General features: G+C 67.1%; 19 protein-coding genes. 7 read left to right on the forward strand and 12 right to left on the reverse strand.

From position 1 onward, the window contains the following. The 6 genes from gyrA to ligA all read right to left on the reverse strand — a co-directional run. The coding region (gyrA, locus tag N5E02_RS04510; RefSeq protein ID WP_279945910.1) for a DNA gyrase subunit A at nucleotides 1-2682 on the reverse strand (2682 nt) is incomplete at its 3' end. Between the two features lie 260 nt (nucleotides 2683-2942). After that, nucleotides 2943-4007 carry an S-methyl-5-thioribose-1-phosphate isomerase gene (gene mtnA, locus N5E02_RS04515; RefSeq protein ID WP_053497328.1) on the reverse strand — a complete coding sequence of 355 codons (1065 nt, stop codon included), beginning with the start codon at nucleotides 4005-4007 and terminating at the stop codon, nucleotides 2943-2945. Nucleotides 4008-4054: 47 nt separating this feature from the next. Continuing rightward, nucleotides 4055-4783, reverse strand: coding sequence for a DUF3011 domain-containing protein (locus tag N5E02_RS04520; RefSeq protein WP_279945911.1), 729 nt, complete (start codon nucleotides 4781-4783; stop codon nucleotides 4055-4057). 138 nt (nucleotides 4784-4921) lie between these two features. Next, a complete protein-coding gene (epmA, locus tag N5E02_RS04525) occupies nucleotides 4922-5878 on the reverse strand; it encodes an EF-P lysine aminoacylase EpmA (RefSeq protein ID WP_065186188.1) in 957 nt (318 codons plus the stop codon). Beyond that, nucleotides 5875-6360: a GNAT family N-acetyltransferase gene (locus N5E02_RS04530; RefSeq protein ID WP_053497333.1), complete on the reverse strand. Its 486-nt coding sequence runs from the start codon at nucleotides 6358-6360 to the stop codon at nucleotides 5875-5877. The genes epmA and N5E02_RS04530 overlap by 4 nt, the downstream gene beginning before the upstream one ends. 50 nt (nucleotides 6361-6410) lie before the next feature. Beyond that, a complete protein-coding gene (ligA, locus tag N5E02_RS04535; RefSeq protein ID WP_279945912.1) occupies nucleotides 6411-8876 on the reverse strand; it encodes an NAD-dependent DNA ligase LigA in 2466 nt (821 codons plus the stop codon). A 267-nt stretch (nucleotides 8877-9143) separates the two neighbouring features. Between ligA and N5E02_RS04540 the strand changes: the two genes are divergently transcribed. Next, entirely contained in the window at nucleotides 9144-10268 is a 1125-nt protein-coding gene (locus tag N5E02_RS04540; RefSeq protein ID WP_279945913.1) for a pyridoxal phosphate-dependent aminotransferase, read from the forward strand. Nucleotides 10269-10361: 93 nt separating this feature from the next. Here the strand turns inward: N5E02_RS04540 and zipA are convergent, their stop codons facing one another. From zipA to N5E02_RS04570, 6 genes are all read right to left on the reverse strand, one after another. Next, nucleotides 10362-11102, reverse strand: coding sequence for a cell division protein ZipA (gene zipA, locus N5E02_RS04545; protein ID WP_061480035.1), 741 nt, complete (start codon nucleotides 11100-11102; stop codon nucleotides 10362-10364). Nucleotides 11103-11148: 46 nt separating this feature from the next. After that, nucleotides 11149-14652: a chromosome segregation protein SMC gene (gene smc, locus N5E02_RS04550; protein ID WP_279945914.1), complete on the reverse strand. Its 3504-nt coding sequence runs from the start codon at nucleotides 14650-14652 to the stop codon at nucleotides 11149-11151. A 259-nt stretch (nucleotides 14653-14911) separates the two neighbouring features. Then, nucleotides 14912-15361, reverse strand: coding sequence for a 50S ribosomal protein L9 (gene rplI / locus N5E02_RS04555; protein ID WP_005417398.1), 450 nt, complete (start codon nucleotides 15359-15361; stop codon nucleotides 14912-14914). Between the two features lie 104 nt (nucleotides 15362-15465). Then, nucleotides 15466-15696, reverse strand: coding sequence for a 30S ribosomal protein S18 (rpsR, locus tag N5E02_RS04560; protein WP_002804494.1), 231 nt, complete (start codon nucleotides 15694-15696; stop codon nucleotides 15466-15468). 11 nt (nucleotides 15697-15707) lie between these two features. After that, entirely contained in the window at nucleotides 15708-16145 is a 438-nt protein-coding gene (gene rpsF / locus N5E02_RS04565; RefSeq protein WP_005417400.1) for a 30S ribosomal protein S6, read from the reverse strand. 241 nt (nucleotides 16146-16386) lie between these two features. After that, nucleotides 16387-16725 carry an iron-sulfur cluster assembly accessory protein gene (locus tag N5E02_RS04570; protein WP_005417401.1) on the reverse strand — a complete coding sequence of 113 codons (339 nt, stop codon included), beginning with the start codon at nucleotides 16723-16725 and terminating at the stop codon, nucleotides 16387-16389. 128 nt (nucleotides 16726-16853) lie between these two features. Here N5E02_RS04570 and asnS point away from each other — a divergent pair, with 128 nt between their 5' ends. From asnS to N5E02_RS04600, 6 genes are all read left to right on the forward strand, one after another. Continuing rightward, nucleotides 16854-18248, forward strand: a complete 1395-nt coding sequence (asnS, locus tag N5E02_RS04575) for an asparagine--tRNA ligase (RefSeq protein ID WP_005417402.1) — start codon at nucleotides 16854-16856, stop codon at nucleotides 18246-18248. Nucleotides 18249-18278: 30 nt separating this feature from the next. After that, nucleotides 18279-18578, forward strand: coding sequence for a hypothetical protein (locus N5E02_RS04580; RefSeq protein ID WP_005417403.1), 300 nt, complete (start codon nucleotides 18279-18281; stop codon nucleotides 18576-18578). Nucleotides 18579-18583: 5 nt separating this feature from the next. Beyond that, the gene (locus N5E02_RS04585; RefSeq protein ID WP_005417404.1) at nucleotides 18584-18898 is read left to right on the forward strand and encodes a hypothetical protein; all 315 of its coding nucleotides are present in this window, start codon (nucleotides 18584-18586) and stop codon (nucleotides 18896-18898) included. A gap of 7 nt (nucleotides 18899-18905) precedes the next feature. Continuing rightward, the gene (locus N5E02_RS04590) at nucleotides 18906-19544 is read left to right on the forward strand and encodes an FMN-binding negative transcriptional regulator (protein WP_279945915.1); all 639 of its coding nucleotides are present in this window, start codon (nucleotides 18906-18908) and stop codon (nucleotides 19542-19544) included. 71 nt (nucleotides 19545-19615) lie between these two features. Beyond that, nucleotides 19616-20278: a carbonate dehydratase gene (can, locus tag N5E02_RS04595; RefSeq protein ID WP_005417406.1), complete on the forward strand. Its 663-nt coding sequence runs from the start codon at nucleotides 19616-19618 to the stop codon at nucleotides 20276-20278. A 20-nt stretch (nucleotides 20279-20298) separates the two neighbouring features. Further along, complete coding sequence (locus N5E02_RS04600) at nucleotides 20299-20820, forward strand: 3-hydroxyanthranilate 3,4-dioxygenase (protein ID WP_049439577.1); 522 nt, start codon at nucleotides 20299-20301, stop codon at nucleotides 20818-20820. The last annotated feature ends 54 nt before the right edge of the window (nucleotides 20821-20874 follow it).

Here is a 20874-nt window from a genome sequence, read left to right on the forward strand (position 1 = left end):
AGCCGGGGCGCTGTCGGTCGTGGCCGGGGCGGCGACTGCCACCTCGTCCTCGTCCTCGTCGATCGAGGCATCCATGCGCTCCACCGCCTGCAGCTTCTCGTCCTTGGACAGGCGGATCAGGGTCACGCCCTGGGTGTTGCGGCCGACGCGGCTGATTTCCGAGCCACGCGTACGCACCAGCGTACCGCCGTCGGAGATCAGCAGGACTTCGTCGCGGGAGCCCATCAGCACTGCGGCGACCAGCTTGCCATTGCGCTCGGTGGTCTGGATGCCGATCACGCCCTGCGTGCCACGGCCCTTGCGCGGGTAGTCCGGCAGCGGGGTGCGCTTGCCGTAGCCGTTCTCGGTGGCGGTGAGGATGTACTGCACGCTGGCGTCGTCGGCACTATCGATCACCGCATCACCCGTGGCGGCGGCTTCCTCGACACCGTTGTCGTCCTCGTTCTCGTCCTCGATGCCACCGGCACTTTCGGCCACGATCAGGCTGACCACTTCCTCGCCGGCCGGCATCCTGATGCCACGCACGCCGGTTGCGGTACGGCCCATCGAGCGGACTTTGTCCTCGCCGAAGCGCACGGTCTTGCCGTTGGAGGCGAACAGCAGGATGTCGCGCTGGCCGTCGGTCAGGCCGACGCCGACCAGCGCATCGCCCTCATCGAGGTTGATCGCGATCTTGCCGCGGGCCAGACGGAAGGCGAACTCGCCCAGCGGGGTCTTCTTGACCGTACCGTTCTTCGTGGCGAAGAACACGAACTGGCCATCGGCGTACTCGCGCACCGGCAGCACGGCCTGCACGCGTTCGCCCGGTTCCAGCGGAATCCAGTTGATGATCGGACGGCCGCGGGCGTTGGAACCCGCTTCCGGCAGCTGGTAGACCGGCAGCCAGAACACCTTGCCCGAGCTGGTGAAGGTCAGCAGCGTGTCGTGCGTGTTGACCAGCCACAGCTGTTCGATGAAATCCTCTTCCTTGGTCGCCGCCGCACTGCGGCCACGCCCACCGCGGCGCTGTGCGCGGTACACGCTCACCGGCTGCCGCTTCACGTAACCTGCATGCGACACGGTGACCACCACGTCTTCCGGTGCGATCAGGTCGAGGATGTCCAGGTCTTCTTCGCTGTGGCGGATTTCGGTGCGACGTTCGTCGCCGAACTCGGCCTTGACGTTGACCAGCTCCTCGCGGATCACCTGCAGCAGGCGGTCGGGATCTTCCAGGATGTGGATCAGCCCGGCGATCACTTCCAGCAGCTGCTTGTACTCGTCGGTCAGGCGGTCCTGCTCCAGCCCGGTCAGGCGGTGCAGGCGCATTTCCAGGATCTGGGTGGCCTGGATCTCGGTCAGCTGGTAGCCGCCCTCGATCAGGCCCACGCCCTTGGGCAGGTCTTCCGGGCGCGAGGCTTCGGCACCGGCGGCACCCAGCATCGCACCGACCAGGCCCGGCTCCCACACGCGCGCCAGCATGCGCTCGCGTGCTTCGTTCGGGTTCGGCGAGGTCTTGATCAGTTCGATCATCTCGTCGATGTTGGCCAGCGCGACGGTCAGGCCTTCCAGCACGTGGGCACGGGCGCGCGCCTTGCGCAGCTCGAACACGGTGCGGCGGGTGACCACTTCGCGGCGGTGGCGGACGAACGCCTCCAGCATCTGCTTGAGGTTCATCAACTGCGGGCGGCCATCGACCAGCGCCACCATGTTGATGCCGAACACCGATTCCATCTGCGTCTGCTGGTACAGGTTGTTCAGCACAACCTCGGCAGATTCACCGCGCTTGATCTCGATGTAGATGCGCATGCCGTCCTTGTCGGACTCATCGCGCAGCTCGCTGATGCCTTCGATCTTCTTTTCCTTGACCAGCTCGGCGATCTTCTCGATCAGACGCGCCTTGTTCACCTGGTAAGGAATTTCAGTGACGATGATCGACTCGCGGCCGTTGTCGGCCACTTCGATGTCGGCCTTGGCACGGATGCGCACGCGGCCACGGCCGGTGCGGTAGCCGGCGACGATGCCGGCGGTGCCGTTGATGATGCCGGCGGTCGGGAAATCAGGGCCCGGGATGTACTCCATCAGGCCGTCGACGTCGATCTCCGGGTTGTCGATCAGCGCAATGCAGGCGTTGATCGATTCGCTCAGGTTGTGCGGCGGGATGTTGGTCGCCATGCCCACCGCGATACCGGCCGAGCCGTTGACCAGCAGGTTCGGGAACCGGGTCGGCATGACCGTCGGCTCCAGCTCCTTTTCGTCGTAGTTGGGCTGGAAGTCGACGGTTTCCTTGTCGATGTCGGCCATCAGCTCGTGCGCGAGGCGCGACATGCGCGCTTCGGTGTATCGCATGGCCGCGGCGGAGTCGCCATCGATGGAGCCGAAGTTACCCTGGCCATCGACCAGCATGTAGCGCAGCGAGAACGGCTGCGCCAGGCGCACCAGCGTGTCGTACACCGACTGGTCGCCATGCGGGTGGTACTTACCGATGACGTCACCGACGATACGCGCCGACTTGAAGTAGGGCTTGTTGCTGTGTGCGTTGAGCTCGTTCATCGCATACAGCACGCGGCGATGCACCGGCTTGAGGCCGTCGCGCGCATCCGGCAGCGCGCGGCCCACGATCACGCTCATGGCGTAATCGAGGTAGCTCTTGCGCATCTCGTCTTCCAGGTTGACCTGGATGATTTCCTTGGCGGTTTCTGCCATTCGGGTTCCGTTGTCTGGTAGCGGTCCAGTCCGGCGCAACCCTCTGCGGGAGGGGGTCGTGCCGGAACCTCGATTCAACCTGTGGATACTACCACAACAGGCCGTTTTCCGCCTCCCTTTACGGGGATTTTACCGGCACAAATCAGGAACTTAGGGGCCCCACCTATCCTGTAGAGCAGAGCCCATGCTCGGCTGCGGCGGATTCGCTGGCTGAGCCGAGCTTGGGCTCGGCTCTACAGACATCCGCAACCCTGCCCGCCTCAACCGCCGAAGGCGGCGCGCATGTTCTCGGCGGTAGGGTTCAGGATCACCCCGCGCTCGGTCACGATGGCGTCGATCAGCTCGCCCGGGGTGACATCGAACACCGGGTTCCAGGCGGCAATGCCTTCGGCCACGGTGCGGGCACCGCCCACGCCATACAGCTCACCCGGGTCGCGCTGCTCGATCTCGATCTGGCTGCCGTCCACGGTCTCCATGTCCACGGTCGAGGACGGCGCCACCACCATGAACTTCACGCCGTGGTGGCGTGCGGCAATGGCCAGTTGGTAGGTGCCGATCTTGTTGGCGGTATCACCATTGGCGCAGATGCGGTCTGCGCCCACGATCACCCACTGCACGGCACCGGTCTTCATCAGGTGCGAGGCCGCCGAGTCGGCGATCAGGGTGGCATCGATACCGTCCTGCTGCAGCTCCCACACGGTCAGGCGTGCACCCTGCAGCCACGGCCGGGTCTCGCCGGCGAACACGCGCGCGATACGGTGCTGGGCCATGCCGGCGCGAATGACGCCCAGCGCGGTACCGAAGCCGGCGGTGGCCAGCGAGCCGGTATTGCAGTGGGTCAGCACACCGCTGCCAGCCTCGATCAGGCCAGCGCCCAGTGCGCCCATGTGGCGGTTGGCCGCCAGGTCTTCCTCTGCGATCGCCTGCGCTTCGGACTCCAGCAACGCCTTCCAGTCGGCGCCGGCAGCGTTCAGGCAACGGCGCATCCGTGCCAGCGCCCAGGCCAGATTGACCGCAGTAGGGCGCGATGCGTTCAGGCGCTGCAGTGCCGGCTCCAGCTGCTGCAACGCGTGCGCACCGTCGGCGGCCTGCACCTCGCGCGCGGCCAGCACCACGCCCCAGGCGGCGGCAATGCCGATCGCCGGCGCGCCACGCACGGTCAGTGCGTGGATGGCGCTGGCAACCTCGTCACTGTCATGGCAGACCACGTGCTCGACCACGAACGGCAGCTTGCGCTGGTCCAGCAGTTGCAAGGCATCGCCGGTCCACAGGATCGGGCGGATGTGGTCGTAACGGGCGTAGTCGATGTCGGAGGCAGTGTTCATGGGCCCATTGTAGGGCCACGCCCCGCGTGGTTGGAGCCTGCCCCGGCTCAATTCACCGAGAATTCGGCGCGGCAGCCGCCATCCACCCAGATCTCGTTGCGGTTCCAGCCCCAGGTGCTGCCTTCCTCGCAGGGCGTGCTGGACAGCTGCTCGGAGACCACAGCACCCACCGAGATGCTCGCGCCGCAGAAGCGGCGCTTCTTCGACTTCGATTCGCAGGTCAGGCGGCGCGGCACATCGACGAAGCGGCCATCCTCGTCGGCCACCTCGAAATCGCCCTGGCAGCCACGGCTGGTCCAGACTTCATTGCGCTTGTAGCCCCATCCCTGGCCTTCCCGGCACGGCAGCACCGACAACTGGCGAAGCAGGCGCACCGGCGCGCCATCCAGGCGTACCGGGCAACTCTGCGGACGGCCATTGGATTCGCAGCGCACCACGCGGCGCACCAGGCGCTTACCTTCCGTTGCCGCAGGTGCCGCACCCTGCGCACGGCGCGCCCGGAATTCGGCGCGGCAGCCAAGGGTGACCCACACGCCGCTGCGGTCGGTGCCCCACTCGCTGCCGCGGATGCAGCTGTTGCTCGAGAGCTGGCGCACCAGATCGACGCCGTTGGCCACGTCGATATCGCAGTGCACCCAGCCCATGTCGCGGGACTCGCAGGTCACCACTTCATCGTCGTAGCCCACCTGCTGGGCCGACGCCGGCGACGGCAGCCAGGCACCCCAGAGCGCAATGGAGTACATCGGTGCAGCGACAACCGCAAACCACTTGACCAAAGCCTTCCCCAGCAGGAATGGATGAACTGCATGCCAGTGTCCGGCATTGGCCGTGATAAGAGCATCATCCTGCTTACCGACGCAAGCGCACAGAGCCCGCGTTTCGTTCAGCCTGCAATGTTCAGCAACACGCGGGCGTCACGCGTGGGCAAAGTCGTAGGCCAGCACATCGGCAATGCGTGGCGTGCGGTTCATCGCCATCAGCAGGCGATCGACACCCACCGCCACGCCGGCACAGGCCGGCAACGCTGGCAACGCCGCCAGCAGCGCCTCATCCAGTGGCGGCTGCACCTGCCCGCGTTCGTGGCGGCGCTGCTGGTCGCGCCGGAAGCGGGCGCGCTGCTCGTCGGCGTCGTTCAGTTCGTGATAGCCGTTGGCCAGCTCCACTGCACCCAGGTAGAGCTCGAAACGCTCGGCCAGCGGCGGCGTGCCGGCGCGGATGCGTGCCAGCGCGGCCTGGCTGGCTGGCCAGTCATGCACTACGGTCATCACCGCGTCGTCGAAATGCGGCTGGATACGATGGGTCATCAGCAGGTCGAGCCAGTCATCACGGGTCAATCCGACCGGGTCAATGTGCACCTCGCCCAACGCGGCACGCAGCGTGGACTCATCCGCCTTGAACGGATCCACGCCAAGGTGCTGCTGGAACAGCTCACGGTAACTCAGCACGTGCAGCGTTGCACGGCGTCCAACCAGGGCCAGCGCCTGTCCGATCAGCTCGGCGGTCTCCTGTACCAACCGATGGTGGTCCCAGCCGACCCGATACCACTCCAGCATGGTGAACTCGGGGTTGTGGCGGCCGCCGGCCTCACCGTTGCGGAATACCCGACCCAGCTCGTAGCAGTCGCCCACACCGGCCGCCAGCAGGCGCTTGAGCGGATACTCCGGCGAAGTGCGCAGCCAGCGACGACGGCCACCGGCATCGACATGGCCGGTGAAATCGGTGTGGAAGCTGTCGATGTTCGGCTCGGTGTTGCCTGCCACCGACAGGATCGGCGTTTCCACCTCGAGCACATCGCGCTCTGCAAAGAAGCGGCGCACCAGCGCGTTGAGCGCAGCGCGCTGCTGCAGCGCGCGCAGCAGGGCCTCGCTCACAGAATGCCCTCCGGGCGCGGATGGTCGAGCGGCAGGGTCAGCAGATCGCGCGTATCGTCGATGTAGCCGCTGGCCAGGTACAGGCGTCGGGCCAGTTCGTTGTGGTGGTTCACTTCCAGGCGAAGGCGGCTGACGCCACGACCACGAGCGCGCTGTTCGCAGATGGCCAGCGCCTGCTTGCCGCGGCCACGACCGCGCGCGCGATGGCTCAGGTACAGCTCGTCCAGCAGCATGAAGTGGCCGCCCTGCTCCAGGCTGAAGCCCATCGCGATCACCGCGTAGCCGACTACCTCGCCCGCCTCGTCCATCCACAACAGCACTTCGCCATTGCGCGGATCGGCCAGCAGCGCGTCCACGCCGCGACGCACGCGCGCGTCATCGAAGTCGATCCTGTCTTCGGCGTAGAACTCGCGCATCAGCGCGATCAACAGCTCCTCGTCGGCACGGGTGGCCAGGCGGAAATCCAGCGGGGCGGTCTGCATCGGTGTTCCTTTGTGTTTCATGCCGGGCGCGGGGACACCCGGCGGGATCGTCACTCGTGTTCGGCCAGATAGGCCAGCAGGCGGTCTTCGTCCCACACCGGCACGCCCAGCGACTGCGCCTTGTCCAGCTTGGAACCCGCTTCGCTACCGGCGACCACGAAGCTGGTCTTCTTCGAAACGCTGCCGGAGACCTTTGCACCGAGGGCCTCCAGGCGCTCCTTGGCGGCATCGCGGGTGAGCTGGGCCAGGGTGCCGGTCAGCACCACGGTCTGCCCATCCAGCGGGCCGGCCACGATCTCGGCCAGCGCCGGTGCCTTGGCCAGGATCTGCTGCATCGCCTTCTCGGCTGCCAGCAGCATCGCGCCATGGCCCTCGCTGTCCAGCCACTGGGCCAGGCCACGCGCGGTGTCGTCCGGCAATCCTGCGTTGACGAACTGCCCATGCTCGGCGTCGAGCACCGCCTGGGCACCGGGCAACGCAGCCACCAGTCTCTCCGCGCGCAGGCGGGTGATGCCGGGAATCTCTGATTCGACCAACAGCTGCGCCAGGTCCAGCCCCTCGCGCAGCCTGGCGCTGGGCGCGTGCACATCGCTGATGCGGACCTGGCCGACCTGCAGCAGGTCATCGATGGCCTGCTGGTTGCCCTGCTGTTCGAAGAAGTGGCCGAGCGACCGCGCCACTTCGCCACCGATGTCCGGCACGCGCTTGAACAATGGCCACGGCAGGTGGCGGATCAGTTCCAGGTCACCGAACCACTGCGCCAGCGCCTTGGCCGTGCTTTCGCCCACGTGCTCGATGCCCAGCGCGAACAGCAGCCGTTCCAGCGTGGCGGCACGACTGGCGTCGATGGCCGCGATCAGGTTGTCGGCCCACTTGGTCGCGATCTTCTTCGTGTTCCATTCGAAGCGGGCCGGCTGCGCCAGCGCCTGCGCGCGCCAGCCCGGATCGTTGCCGTCCAGCCTGAGCACCGCATTGAGCACCGCGCCACTGCCTTCGGCCGGCAGGTGCAGCTTCAGTGCGGCGGCCAGCGCCGAGGGATCTTCAGCGTCCAGCACCAGCTTCAGGTGCAGCAGCTGGTCACGACTGAGCCGGTACAGGTCGGCCACGCTCTTGACGATGCCAGCGTCGACCAGGGTTTCAATGTACTTGTCGCCCAGGCCGTCGATGTCCATCGCGCGGCGCGAAGCGAAATGGGCAATGGCTTCCTTGCGCTGCGCCGGGCAGGACAGCTCGCCCGAACAGCGCCATGCGGCCGCCCCTTCCTCGCGCACGATCTCCGAGCCGCACACCGGGCAGCGCGTCGGCATCTGCCAGGGCGTGGTGCCCTGCGGGCGGCGATCGAGGATGACGCTGACCACTTCCGGGATCACGTCGCCGGCACGGCGCACGATCACGCTGTCGCCGACGCGCACGTCGAGGCGTGCGATCTGGTCGGCGTTGTGCAGCGTGGCGTTGGACACGATCACGCCGGCCACGGCCACCGGTGCCAGCCGCGCGACCGGTGTGGCCGCACCGGTGCGGCCGATCTGGATCTCGATCGCGTCCACCGTGGTGCTCTGTTCCTGTGCCGGGAACTTGTGCGCGATGGCCCAGCGTGGCGCACGCGAGACAAAGCCCATCGCCTGCTGGCCGGCACGGTCATCCAGCTTGTAGACCACGCCATCGATATCGAACGGCAGGCCGTCGCGGCGCTCGCCGATATCGCGGTAGTAGCCGAGCAGGCCGTCGGTGCCTTCCACCACCTTGCACAGCGCGCTGACCGGGAAACCCCAGGCGCCGAGCTGCGCCAGCGTGCCCGAATGGGTATCGGGCAGCTCGCCGCCCTGCACTTCACCGGTACCGTAGGCAAAGAAGCTCAACCTGCGCTGCGCACTGATCTTCGGGTCGAGCTGGCGCAGCGACCCGGCCGCCGCATTGCGCGGGTTGGCCAGCACCTTGCCGCCGTGCAGGCGCGCACGTTCGTTGTATGCCTCGAAATCGGCACGCGCCATGTAGACTTCGCCGCGCACCTCCAGCACGTCCGGCCAGTCCTTGCCGTGCAGCCGCTTGGGAACATCGCCGATCTCGCGCAGGTTGGCGGTCACGTCCTCGCCGGTGCTGCCATCGCCGCGGGTCGCGCCGAGCACGAAATGACCATCCTCATAGCGCAGGCTGATCGCCAGGCCGTCCATCTTCGGCTCGGCCGAAAACTGCAGGCTGCGGCGGCCCAGGCGTTCATCGATGCGGCGCACGAAATCCGCCACTTCCTCATCGCTGAAGGCGTTGGACAGCGACAACATCGGCACCGCATGGCGGACTTCGGGGAAACGGCCGGAGGGACGCGCGCCGACCTGCTGGGTCGGACTGTCGGCCCGGGCCAGTTCCGGATGTTCGCGCTCCAGTGCTTCCAGCTCGCGCACCATCCGGTCGTAGTCGATGTCGGGGATCTCCGGGGCGTCCAGCTCATGGTAGGCGCGGTTGGCCTGGGCGATCTGCCGGCGGAGATCTTCGGCGCGTTCGGCGGGGCTGGAGCTCATCGGAATCCGCTGGTTCTGGGATGGCCGGGGATTCTACCGCGCCCGGCCGTCAGGCCCTGTAATGCCCCCCCTTCGCAGCGCCGAGCCATGCTCGACGGGCGCCCCCCCCCCTGCCCTGGTGGATGCCAACCATCTCCCCGCCCCGGCAGGTGCCCAACCTTGGTTGGCACACCTGCAGCCGACCATGGCTCGGCACTACAAAAAGCGGGCTTGCCGCCCACCGCAACCAGCGCTAGCGTGCGAAGGCTACTCCTCGGAATCCCACCCGTGACCCTGCCTGCTTCCCGTAGACGCTTCCTGCAACTGGCCGGTGCCGGCCTCGCCGTCGCTGGCAGCGGACTGCCGCGGCTTGGCCAGGCCCAACCTGCGGCCGCCGTCGCCCCGGCCCCTGCCGAAGGCGTGGTACTGCTGAACTTCAACGAGTGCCCCTACGGCCCCTCGCCGGCGGCCCAGCAGGCCGCGCGCGACAGTATCGCCAGTTGCGGCCGCTACCGCTTCGCCCTGGCCGCACAGGTGCGCGATGCCTTCATCGAGCAGGCACGTATTCCGACCGACCACGTGCGCCTCTATCCCGGCTCAAGCGAGCCGTTGAACCGCGCCGCCACGGTGTGGACCGGGCCGCAGGCGGGATTGGTGGTGGCCGACCCGACCTTCGAGACCCTGGGCGAGGTCGCCGCTGCTCGCGGCGCCCATGTGCAGAAGGTGCCGCTGCGCGACGACGGCGCGCATGACCTGCGTGCCATGGTCGCCGCCGCGCAAGCGCGCCCGACCGGGCTGGTGTATGTGTGCAATCCGAACAACCCGACCGGTTCGATCAGCCCACCGGATGAGCTCGCCTGGCTGCTGGCCCACAAGCCCGCATCGACCCGCGTGCTGGTCGACGAGGCCTACCTGCAGTACAGCGAGCAGCCGAGCCTGATCGCGCAGGTTGCGCAGCGCGATGACCTGATCGTGCTGCGCACGTTCTCCAAGCTGTACGGCATGGCCGGCCTGCGCCTGGGCGTGGCGGCCGCAAATCCCGACCGCCTGCGCGAACTGGCCAGCCTGGGCGACAACCCACTGCCCGTGCCAGCACTGGCCGCAGCACTGGCCAGCCTGCAGGATCCCCAGTTGATCGCGCAGCGGCGCCTGCAGAATGCCCAGGTGCGGCAGGCCACCATCGCGTGGCTGGGCAAGCGTGGTTTCAGCTGCGTCCCGTCGGAAGCGAACTGCTTCGTGGTGGATGTGCAGCGCGACGGTGCCGCCTTTGCCAAGGCGATGGCAGACAACGGCGTGATCATTGGCCGCAGCTGGCCGATCTGGCCACAGCGCGTGCGCGTGACCGTCGGCACCGAAGACGAGATGGCCGCATTCCGCCGTGCGTTCGCCAAGGTGGCCGGCGTACCGGCCTGACCCTGTCGGTGGGGGCGAACCTTGGTTCGCTCCATCCACGCATGGCGTGGATCTACCGGGGTGGGTGCCGACCGTTGGCCGGCACAACAGGCTTTACCAGCGCGGGGTTTTGGTCAGCGGCGGTGCCTGGTGCTGGCGGTCGTAGGCACGCAGCTCGTCGCGGATGTGCGCGATGCGCTGGCGGCCCAAGGCATTGCGGCTGTCGTCCAGCACCACGCCATCGAGCAGCTCGGCCATGCGCTGCACGGTCGGCAGCATCTTCTCCCAGGCATCAAGCGCGGTCAGCGGCGCCGGCAGGGTCAGGAAGAAGGCGATGGCCGGGGTTTCCATGGCACGGATGTTGGCCATGTCGAAGCTGCCCGGCTTCATGATGCTGGCCATCGAGAAGATCGGGCCGCGCTCGGGGTGGCCTTCCACCAGGCGGTGGAACACGTTCATGTGGCCGAATACCAGGCCGGTCTTCTCGGCCGCCACCACGATGTCTTCGCCGCGCAGCTGCTCGCCGGCACGGGCGGCCACGAACAGCGAGACGATCTTGTCGAAATCCTGGGTAGTGCGCTTGCCGAGGTCGTTGGCCGCGCCCGGGTCAGTGTCGGCCAGGCCAAGTTCGGCCTGCTCGCCTTCCCCGCGCATGCCCGGTTCGACGCGGCCCTCAGCCACCACGACGCCGTCCTCGCCCAGGACCGGTTCGCGGCGCTCGCCACTGGCCGGTTCCGTGTTCTCCACGCGACGGCCCTGGGGCTTCTTCTTCGGACGGCCAAACAGGAAGATCGCGGCGATCAACAGCAGGCCGGCGGCCAGGATGCCGATGCGCAACAGTGCCGTGTCGGACATTCGATAGGTTCTCCGGCTAATTCATTCAGGTAACTAGGATGGCACGTCAGGCCGCGCCCGCCAATCGCGCCGCTTCTTCCAGGTCCACGCTGACCAGGCGGCTGACACCCGGCTCACGCATGGTCACGCCCGACAGCTGGTGCGCGGCCTCCATCGTCGCCTTGTTATGGCTGACGAACAGGAACTGCACCTTCTCGCTCATTTCCTTGACCATGTTGGCCAGGCGGCCGACGTTGGCTTCGTCCAGCGGGGCGTCCACCTCGTCCAGCAGGCAGAACGGGGCGGGATTCAACTGGAAGATGGCGAACACCAGCGCCACTGCGGTCATCGCCTTCTCGCCGCCGGACAGCAGCGAGATGCTGGACACGCGCTTGCCCGGCGGGCGCGCCATGATGGTCACACCCGTGTCGAGCAGGTCTTCTCCGGTCAGTTCCAGGTAGGCGTGGCCACCACCGAACAGGCGCGGATACAGCGCCTGGACGCCGGCGTTGACGCGGTCGAAGGTGTCCTTGAAGCGCCCGCGGGTCTCGCGATCGATCTTGCGGATGGCATCCTCAAGTGTTTCCAGCGCCGTGGTCAGGTCGGCGTGCTGCGAATCCAGGTAGTCCGAACGCTGCGAAGCCTCGCCGTACTCGTGGATGGCGGCCAGGTTGACCGGCTCCAGCCGGCGCATGCGTGCGTCGATCTGGTGCACGGCCTGCTCCCAGTCGCCCAGGCGGGCGTCCTCGGGTAGTGCATTGAGCACGTCCTGCAGCACGAAGCCGGCCTTTTCCACCGCCGCCTGCAGGGTGTCGGCGCTGAGCACCAAGGCCTGCTGGTCGAGCTTGCGCTGCGAAATGCGCTCGCGCTGGGCCAACGCCTGCTCGTCGCGCTGGTGGCGGGTCTGCTCGTAGTTGCGCAGCTCGGCGTCGATGCCGTCCAGCAGCGTTCGCGCCTCGGTCAGCACACGGTCGGCCCGCACGCGCTCTTCCAGCGCGTTCTGATGTTCGGCCTGCAGCGATTCGACCGGCGAATCCCCTTCGTCCAGCTGCGAGTACAGCTCGCCCAGCCGCGCGTCCAGCTGCCCGCGCTGGGTGCCCATGCGTTCCAGCGCCTGGCTCAACGAGTCCAGCTGCGCGCGCTGCGATTCCAGGGTCAAGGCCAGCGAATGCGCGCGCTCGCGTACCGCGCGGGCGGCATCGCGGGCCAGGTCACGGGCCTCGGTCAACTGCCGACGCTCGCCCTCCAGCCGCTGCCGGGTCGATTCCAGGTCGCCCATGCTGCTGACCGCACTCTCCAGCCGCGAGCGCGCTTCACGCGCCTGCTCGTTGTTGGCTTCCAGCGCTTCCTGCAACTGCTTCAGCTCGCCCTCGATGCGGTCGATGCGGGTGCGTGCCGCTTCCACCTTGCCCTGCTGGCCCTGCAGCTGGCCGGCCAGCTCGGACACCGCGCGGTGGGCCTGGTAGAGCGCGCGCTGCGCGTCCTCGCGCTGCTGCTCGGCCGCCTGCAGCTGCTCACGGAAACTGCTCAGCTGCTCTTCCAGCTCGGCCTCGCGGTCCTGCAGCTGCTCGATCTGCTCACGCAGTTCGTTGATCTCACGCTCGCGCAGCAGCGCACCCTGCTCGGCGGCACCGGAGCGCCACACGCGCAGCCAGCCCTGGCCCAGCCGCTCGCCGCCCTGGGTGATGATCGAATCGCCTTCCGGCAGGCTGGCCTGCAGGGCCTTCGCCTCGGACAGGTCCTTCGCACCATGCAGGTGCGCCAGCAGCCGACGGATCGCCGCCGGGCCGCGCACGAGTGCCGCCAGCGAGGTCGGCGCCACCTTCAGTTCAGCAGCATCGTCGGCGACCAGCGCAATGTGGCCTTCGCCAAGTTCGCCCAGCGCGCCGACCAGGCTGGCCGGGTCATCGACCAGCACGCCTTCGATCAGCTGGCCCAGCGCACTTTCCACCGCGTTCTCCCAGCCGGCATCCACGTCCAGGCGTTCGCCGACGCGCGCCGCCGAATCCAGCCCGCGCGCCTTCAGCCAGGCCACGGCTGCACCCTGCTCCTGGCCCAGCGCGGCCTGCTGCAGGGTTTCCAGCGAGGCCAGGCGACCGCGCAGGCCGTTGGCCTGCTTGCGCAGTTCAGCCAGTTCGTTCTGGCCATTGCGCTGCTGTTCCTGCACCGCCGCCACGCCCTGCTTGCGCAGCTCGACGTCTTCGCTCAGTTCATCCAGCGCGGCCTTCTGCGTGTCGTGCTGCAGCTGCAGCTGCTCGAAGGCTTCTTCCAGCGCGTCCACGTCCAGGCCTGCGCGTTCGGCGGCCAGGGCCTCGCGACGCCGGTCGGCGTCGAGGATCTGCTTGTCCAGGTAGTCCACGCGCGTGCGCTCGACATCGCCGGCGCGCGAGGCTTCCGAACTCTGCGAGGTGTGCTGTTCCCAGCGCTGCTGCCAGCTGGCCAGCCGCTCTTCAGCCTCACGCAGGCTTTCCTGCTTGATCTCGTTTTCTTCCTGCAGTGCTTCCAGCTGCGGAGTGGCGGCCTCCACCGCCTCGCGCAGCACCCTCAGTCTGGCCTCGTCGCCGCTGATGTGCTGGCCCAGTTCAGCCAGCGCCTGCTGGGTTTCATCGCGCGCCTTGTGCAGGCGCTGCGACAGCTCGCGCTGGTGCTGGATCTGCTGTTCCAGGCGCGCCAGCGTACTGCCGACCTGGTAGACCGCAGCCTGCGCGGTGTTCAGCGCGTCGGCGGCCTCTTCGCGCCGCGCGCGCGAGGTCTCGATGCGCGCCTCGGCATCACGCTGGTCGGCGATCAGCTGCTGCAGCCTGGTCTCTTCCTGCGACAGGCCTTCGCGCAGCTTCGACAGGCGCCCGTCGAGGCCGCGGAATTCCAGCGCCTTCCACTCGGCATCCTTGACCCGGCGCTCTTCCTGCAGGGCCTGGTACTGCTCGGCCTGCTTGGCCTGGCGCTTGAGGTGCTCCAGCTGCTTGCTGATCTCGTCGCGCAGGTCGCCCAGCCGGTCCAGGTTCTCGCGGGTGTGGCGGATGCGGGTCTCGGTCTCCTTGCGGCGCTCCTTGTACTTGGAGATGCCGGCCGCCTCTTCCAGGTAGACGCGCAGGTCTTCCGGGCGCGCCTCGATGATCTGGCTGATCATGCCCTGCTCGATGATCGAGTAGCTGCGCGGGCCCAGGCCGGTGCCGAGGAACAGGTCGGTGATGTCGCGGCGGCGGCACTTGGTGCCGTTGAGGTAGTAGTTGCTGGTACCGTCGCGGCTGACCGTGCGCTTGACCGAGATTTCGTTGAACGCGGCGTACTCGCCGGAGATCGTGTGGTCGGAGTTGTCGAAGATCAGCTCGACCGTGGCCTGCGACACCGGCTTGCGGGCGTTGGAACCGGAGAAGATCACGTCGGTCAGCGAGTCGCCGCGCAGGCGGCTGGCCGAGCTCTCGCCCATGACCCAGCGCACGGCGTCGATGATGTTCGACTTGCCGCAGCCATTGGGGCCCACCACGCCGGTCATGTTGGTCGGCAGGTGCAGGGTGGTCGGATCGACGAACGACTTGAAGCCGGACAGCTTGATCGTGGAAAGACGCATAGGGGTTCCGGACTGGGGCCGGCAAGCGGCCTGCGTTTACCCTCCAAGTCATTGATCCTGTTGGGATCGATGCCCGTGGAACGGGTGTGACGCCCTGAGTATACCGATGTGGCCGTGTTCTACGAATGGGCGTGGAACATTGCCCGGCCCTGCCCCGCCGGCCGCACGTGGCCCGAGCTGGCGAAACGGAACCATAAAACAAAACGGGCACCCTTGCGGGCGCCCGTTCTGCGGTGATGCCAGGCCTTGCGGCGTGGGATCAGGCTTCGGCGACGACGACGACCTTGACGGTGGTCTCGACGTCGGCGTGCAGGTGGACCAGCACGTCGTATTCGCCGATGTTGCGGAAGGCGCCTTCACCCAGGATGACTTCGCTCTTCTCCAGCGGCAGGCCGGCGGCAGTGAAGGCTTCGGCGATGTCGCGCGGGCCGACCGAGCCGTACAGCTTGCCTTCGGTCGAAGCGTTGGCGGCGATGGTCACGCTCGCGCCTTCCAGCTTGGCCTTGCGGCCTTCAGCTTCTGCGTGGATGGCCTGGGCCTTGGCTTCGTACTCGGCGCGCTTGGCTTCGAACTCGGCCTTGTTGCTCTCGGTGGCCGGCACGGCCTTGCCCTGCGGCACGAGGAAGTTACGGCCGTAGCCCGGCTTCACGTCGACCAGGTCGCCCAGGTTGCCGAGGTTGGTGACTTTCTGCAGGAGGATCAGCTGCATGGTATTGCTCCAGATGAGTTATTCGTTAGCGAGGCGATGCCCCGCAACAAAGGCTGTCCGAATAGCTGGCACAGCGGGGGCGGCACCGGGCCGCCCCGCCGGCATCAGACGTCGTGGTTGTCGGTGTACGGGATCAGGGCCAGGAAGCGGGCGCGCTTGACGGCGGTCGCCAGCTGGCGCTGGTACTTCGACTTGGTACCGGTGACGCGGCTCGGCACGATCTTGCCGTTCTCGGTCAGGTACTGGCGCAGGGTGTTGAGATCCTTGTAGTCGATCTCCTTCACACCTTCAGCAGTGAACTTGCAGAACTTGCGGCGACGGAAGAACTTGGACATGGGAAGGCTCCTTAGGCGGCGGAAGCGGCGTCGTCGCCGGCTTCGTTGTCAGCGGTGGTGTTGGACTCGCCTTCTTCGTCGTCACGACGACGGCGCTCACCGCGCTCCGGCTTGTCACCCTTCTCGTCCTTGCTCTTCATGATCAGCGACTGCTCGGTGTCAGCCTCGTCACGCTTGATGACCAGGTTGCGCAGCACGGCGTCGTTGAAGCGGAAGCTCTCGGTCAGTTCGTTCAGAACGGCCTGGTCGGCTTCGATGTTCATCAGCACGTAGTGGGCCTTCACCAGGTTCTGGATCGGGTACGCCAGCTGGCGGCGGCCCCAGTCTTCCAGGCGGTGGATGGTGCCGTTGCCGTTCTCGACCAGCGACTTGTAGCGCTCGATCATGGCCGGGACCTGCTCGCTCTGGTCCGGGTGGACCATGAACACGATTTCGTAATGACGACTCATGTTTTTTCTACCTTTCGGATGTGGCCTTTCGGCCGGACAGCCCCCCGCCGTTGAGACCGCGGTGGGGCAAGGATTCCCGCCAGGAAGGCAGGAAGCCGCGCATTATGGCGCAGATGGGGATGGCGGGCAACCGGGGGCACCCGACCTTCTGAACCGGGATGCCCTGCCCCGGTACCGATCAAGGTCGGCACCCACCAGGCGGGTAGCGCCGGCCATGCCCGGCGGGCGCCAAAGCCGCGCGTCAGGCCTTGTCGGCGTCGGTGGTGAAGCTTTCGCCGCAGCCGCACTCGGCGGTGGCGTTCGGGTTGCTGAACGTGAAGGTCTCGCTCAGGCCATGCTTGCCGAAGTCGATCACGGTGCCGTCCACCAGCGCCAGGCTCTTGGCGTCGACATAGATCTTCACACCGTCCTGGTCGAACACGGTATCGCCCTCGCGCTCGTCGCGGGCCAGGTCGGTCACGTGGCCCCAGCCGGAGCAGCCGGTCCTGGTCACGCCGAAACGCAGGCCCAGCGCGCCGGGGGTCTGGGCGACGAAGCGCTGCACGCGCTCGAAGGCAATGGGGGTCAGGCTGACGGCCATGGGGCTACTCCAGAGGTACGGGGACATTATAAGGAGCCGTTGCCACGAAAAATGCCTCGCAAGCAGAACGCTGCAACCGGTAAACTCCCGTGTTCACAGATCGAGTCGATCAGCAGAGGATTCAAGTCATGACGGTGGTCAGCGTTGAACATGCGCTTGCCGGGAAGATCCCGGAAGGCGGCGAAGTCACGGTACGCGGATGGGTGCGCACGGTGCGCGGTTCAGCGAATCTGGCCTTCGTGAATGTGAGCGACGGCTCCTGCTTCGCCCCGATCCAGATCGTGGCCAACGACACCCTGGCCAACTTCGACGAGATCAAGCGCCTGACCAGCGGCTGCTCGGTCATCGGCACCGGCACCCTGGTGAAGTCGCAGGGCAAGGGCCAGTCGTTCGAGATCCAGGCCAGCGCACTGGACGTGGTCGGCTGGGTCGAAGACCCGCTCACCTACCCGATCCAGCCCAAGCCGATGTCGCCGGAGTTCCTGCGCGAAGTGGCGCACCTGCGCCCGCGCACCAACCTGTTCGGCGCAGTCACCCGCATCCGCAACTGCCTGGCCCAGGCCGTGCACCGCTTCTTCCACGAGAACGGCTTCAACTGGATCAGCACCCCGATCATCACCACCTCCGATGCCGAAGGCGCCGGCCAGATGTTCCGCGTGTCCACCCTGGACATGGTGAACCTGCCGCGTGACGAGAAGGGCGCGATCGACTTCAGCCGCGACTTCTTCGGCAAGGAAACGTTCCTGACCGTGTCCGGCCAGCTGAACGTCGAGGCGTACTGCCTGGCGCTGAGCAAGGTCTACACCTTCGGCCCGACCTTCCGCGCCGAGAACAGCCACACCACCCGCCATCTGGCGGAGTTCTGGATGATCGAGCCGGAAATCGCCTTCGCCGACCTGGCCGAAGACGCACGCCTGGCCGAAGAGTTCCTGAAGTACCTGTTCCGCGCCGTGCTGAACGAGCGCAGCGACGATCTGGCCTTCATCGCCGAGCGCGTGGACAAGAACGCGATCACCAAGCTGGAAGATTTCATCAACGCACCGTTCGAGCGCATCGACTACACCGATGCGGTCAGCCTGCTGCAGAAGTCCGGCAGGAAGTTCGACTTCCCGGTGGAATGGGGCCTGGACCTGCAGACCGAGCACGAGCGCTGGCTGACCGAGGAGCATGTCGGCCGTCCGGTGGTGGTGACCAACTATCCGGAGCACATCAAGGCCTTCTACATGCGCCTGAACGACGACGGCAAGACCGTTGCCGCGATGGACGTGCTGGCCCCGGGCATCGGCGAGATCATCGGTGGCAGCCAGCGTGAGGAGCGCCTCGACGTGCTGGACGCGCGCATGGCCCAGTTCGGCCTGGATCGTGAGCACTACAGCTGGTACCGCGACTTCCGCCGCTATGGCTCGGTGCCTCACGCCGGCTTCGGCCTGGGCTTCGAACGCCTGGTGGTGTACGTCTGCGGACTGTCCAACATCCGCGATGCGATCCCCTACCCGCGCGCCCCGGGCAGCGCGGACTTCTAAGCCCCACACGTCCACGGAGGTACGGCTCCCATGACCCTGTTCTTCGCCCTGTGTTTCGTCGGCGTTGCAGTGGCCGGGTTCAGTGCCTTCGTGATCTTCTGGCCGCTGACCCTGGTGCACGTTCGCGACCGCCATCCGGCGCTCGCCGAGCGCTTCGGCAGCGGCGCCTTCCTCAAGCCCGATGCCCTGGCCTGGCTGTTGCGCCGCGACTATCGCCAGCAGCCGGACCGCTCGCTGTCCGGGCTGGCGACGCCGGCCTGGGTATCGCTGCTGACCCTGCTGGCCGGACTGGGCATGGCCGCCCTGCTCTGGCTGGCCTCGCTCTGGTAACCCCCATGAATGACATTTCCGCCTCGCGCGACAGCTGGTGGCTGGCCAGCCTCGGCAACACCCTGATCTGGGCGCGCCTGCGCGTTCGCCCGGCCGGCACCGCTGAGGTGCTCGACAGCGACGGCAATACGCTGAGCTATGACAGCGAAGACACCGCCCGTTCGCAGCTGTTCGACGCCGAATTCGTCGAGTATGACGGTCTGGACGAGGAAGACGCGCTGGTGCGCGGCTTCAGCCTGCACGAAGTGCAGCCGCCGCAGGCCGACAACGACGAAGGCCTGCGCGGCCGCATGATCCAGTCGCTGGGCGCGCGCGCCTGATCCAGGCATGTTCACTCCACGCGCCTTCGCCGAGACCGACCTGCTCTGGCTGGACCGCCTGCTGGCGCGTGGTCCATTCGTCACGGTGCTCACCCCCGGCAGCGATGGCCTGCCGGAGCTGACCCGGATGCCGGTGCTGTACCGGCGCGAGGGCGAGCGCATCGAGCTGCGCGGGCACTGGGCCCGCGCCAACCCGCAGTCGCGCCACGGCGGTGCGGCCAAGGTGCTGGTCGACGGACCACACGGCTACGTCTCGGCCAGCTGGTATCCGGACAAGGAGCCTGCCGCACGGGTGCCGACCTGGAACTACGCCGCCGCCGAGCTGCGTGGCCAGTTGCACACCTTCGACGACACCGATGCGCTGGCCGGGCTGGTCGGCGCGATCAGCGACCACTTCGAAGCCAGCGTCGGCCAGGCCTGGCAGTTCGATGCCACGCGTGCCGAACATGGCCCGGAACTGCGCGCCATCGTCGGCTTCCGTTTCCAGGTCGAACACGTGCAGCTGAAGCTGAAGCTGAGCCAGAACCATCCCGACGCCAACCAGCGCGCCGTGATCGCCGAACTGGAACAGCTGGGCACCCCTTCCTCCACCGAGTTGGCGCAGTGGATGCGCTGGCACCGCGAACAGGCCGCCCGCAGCGGCTGAACACCCCCGATTCCCGCGACGTCGCAGCTGGATGGCTGCGGTGCGCCCCACCCGACGCCAGGGACCCGAACATGAAAGACATCCACAAGCTGCTGCAGAACAACCGCGACTGGGCCGACCGCATCGAGAAGGAGGACCCCGACTTCTTCCACCAGCTGGCCAAGCAGCAGCATCCCGAGTACCTGTGGATCGGCTGCTCCGATTCGCGCGTGCCGGCCAACCAGATCATCGGCATGGCGCCGGGCGAAGTGTTCGTGCACCGCAACGTCGCCAACGTGGTCGCCCACACCGACCTTAACTGCCTGAGCGTGGTGCAGTACGCGGTGGACCAGCTGAAGGTCAAGCACATCCTGATCGTCGGCCACTACGGCTGCGGCGGCGTGCATGCCTGCCTGCACAACACCCGCGTCGGCCTGGCCGACAACTGGCTGCGCCATGTCGGTGACGTGGTGCAGAAGCACCAGGGCATCCTCGACGCCATCGAAGACGACGAACTCAAGCACGCCCGGCTGTGCGAGCTGAACGTGATCGAGCAGGTCGCCAACCTCTGCCGCTCGACCATCGTGCTGGATGCCTGGGCCCGCGGCCAGAAGCTGATGGTGCACGGCTGGGTCTACAGCCTGAAAGACGGACGCGTGCGTGAAATGGGCATCGACGTCGGTTCGCTGGAAGAGCTGCAGCCAGCGTATGAAAAAGCGCTGTCCTTCGTGCCGCGCAAGGGACGTCGCGACTGATCCCCACACGGATGACCACCATGCTCGCTCCACCGATCAACCTGCACGCCTGGATCGAAGAGAACCGCCACCTGCTGAAGCCGCCGGTGGGCAACAAGATGATCGACAACGGCGATTTCATCGTGATGGTGGTCGGCGGGCCGAACTCGCGTACCGACTACCACTACGACGAAGGCCCCGAGTGGTTCTACCAGCTCGAAGGCGAGATGGTGCTGAAGGTGCAGGAGGACGGCGCGGTACGCGACATTCCGATCCGCGCCGGCGAGATCTTCCTGTTGCCGGCGAAGGTGCCGCACTCGCCGCGGCGCCCGCCCGGGGGCATCGGCCTGGTGGTCGAGCGCAAGCGGCTGCCGCATGAGATGGACGGCGTGATCTGGCACTGCGAGCGCTGCAACCACAAGCTGCACGAAGAGTATTTCCCGCTGCAGAACATCGAAACCGACCTGCCCAAGGTGTTTGCGCGCTACCACGCCAGCCTGGAACTGCGTACCTGCAGCCAGTGCGGGCACGTGGATCCGCTGCCGGTGCCGGCGGCGGGCTGAGCACCTGCCCCTGTAGAGCCGAGCCCATGCTCGGCTTCGTGGCCCGGCAGCCGA

The organism is Stenotrophomonas sp. GD03777 (assembly GCF_029842485.1).
In the GTDB taxonomy this organism is placed as follows: domain Bacteria; phylum Pseudomonadota; class Gammaproteobacteria; order Xanthomonadales; family Xanthomonadaceae; genus Stenotrophomonas; species Stenotrophomonas sepilia.

Excerpts from the sequence above, each read along its gene's own strand:
- mtnA (WP_053497328.1), bottom strand. The coding sequence starts at position 4,007 with ATGAACACTGCCTCCGACATCGACTACGCCCGTTACGACCACATCCGC.
- smc (WP_279945914.1), bottom strand. The coding sequence starts at position 14,652 with ATGCGTCTTTCCACGATCAAGCTGTCCGGCTTCAAGTCGTTCGTCGAT.
- N5E02_RS04590 (WP_279945915.1), top strand. The coding sequence starts at position 18,906 with ATGTTCACTCCACGCGCCTTCGCCGAGACCGACCTGCTCTGGCTGGAC.
- asnS (WP_005417402.1), top strand. The coding sequence starts at position 16,854 with ATGACGGTGGTCAGCGTTGAACATGCGCTTGCCGGGAAGATCCCGGAA.
- N5E02_RS04570 (WP_005417401.1), bottom strand. The coding sequence starts at position 16,725 with ATGGCCGTCAGCCTGACCCCCATTGCCTTCGAGCGCGTGCAGCGCTTC.
- ligA (WP_279945912.1), bottom strand. The coding sequence starts at position 8,876 with ATGAGCTCCAGCCCCGCCGAACGCGCCGAAGATCTCCGCCGGCAGATC.
- N5E02_RS04585 (WP_005417404.1), top strand. The coding sequence starts at position 18,584 with ATGAATGACATTTCCGCCTCGCGCGACAGCTGGTGGCTGGCCAGCCTC.
- rplI (WP_005417398.1), bottom strand. The coding sequence starts at position 15,361 with ATGCAGCTGATCCTCCTGCAGAAAGTCACCAACCTCGGCAACCTGGGC.
- N5E02_RS04580 (WP_005417403.1), top strand. The coding sequence starts at position 18,279 with ATGACCCTGTTCTTCGCCCTGTGTTTCGTCGGCGTTGCAGTGGCCGGG.
- rpsR (WP_002804494.1), bottom strand. The coding sequence starts at position 15,696 with ATGTCCAAGTTCTTCCGTCGCCGCAAGTTCTGCAAGTTCACTGCTGAA.
- zipA (WP_061480035.1), bottom strand. The coding sequence starts at position 11,102 with ATGTCCGACACGGCACTGTTGCGCATCGGCATCCTGGCCGCCGGCCTG.
- N5E02_RS04530 (WP_053497333.1), bottom strand. The coding sequence starts at position 6,360 with ATGCAGACCGCCCCGCTGGATTTCCGCCTGGCCACCCGTGCCGACGAG.
- N5E02_RS04600 (WP_049439577.1), top strand. The coding sequence starts at position 20,299 with ATGCTCGCTCCACCGATCAACCTGCACGCCTGGATCGAAGAGAACCGC.
- can (WP_005417406.1), top strand. The coding sequence starts at position 19,616 with ATGAAAGACATCCACAAGCTGCTGCAGAACAACCGCGACTGGGCCGAC.
- rpsF (WP_005417400.1), bottom strand. The coding sequence starts at position 16,145 with ATGAGTCGTCATTACGAAATCGTGTTCATGGTCCACCCGGACCAGAGC.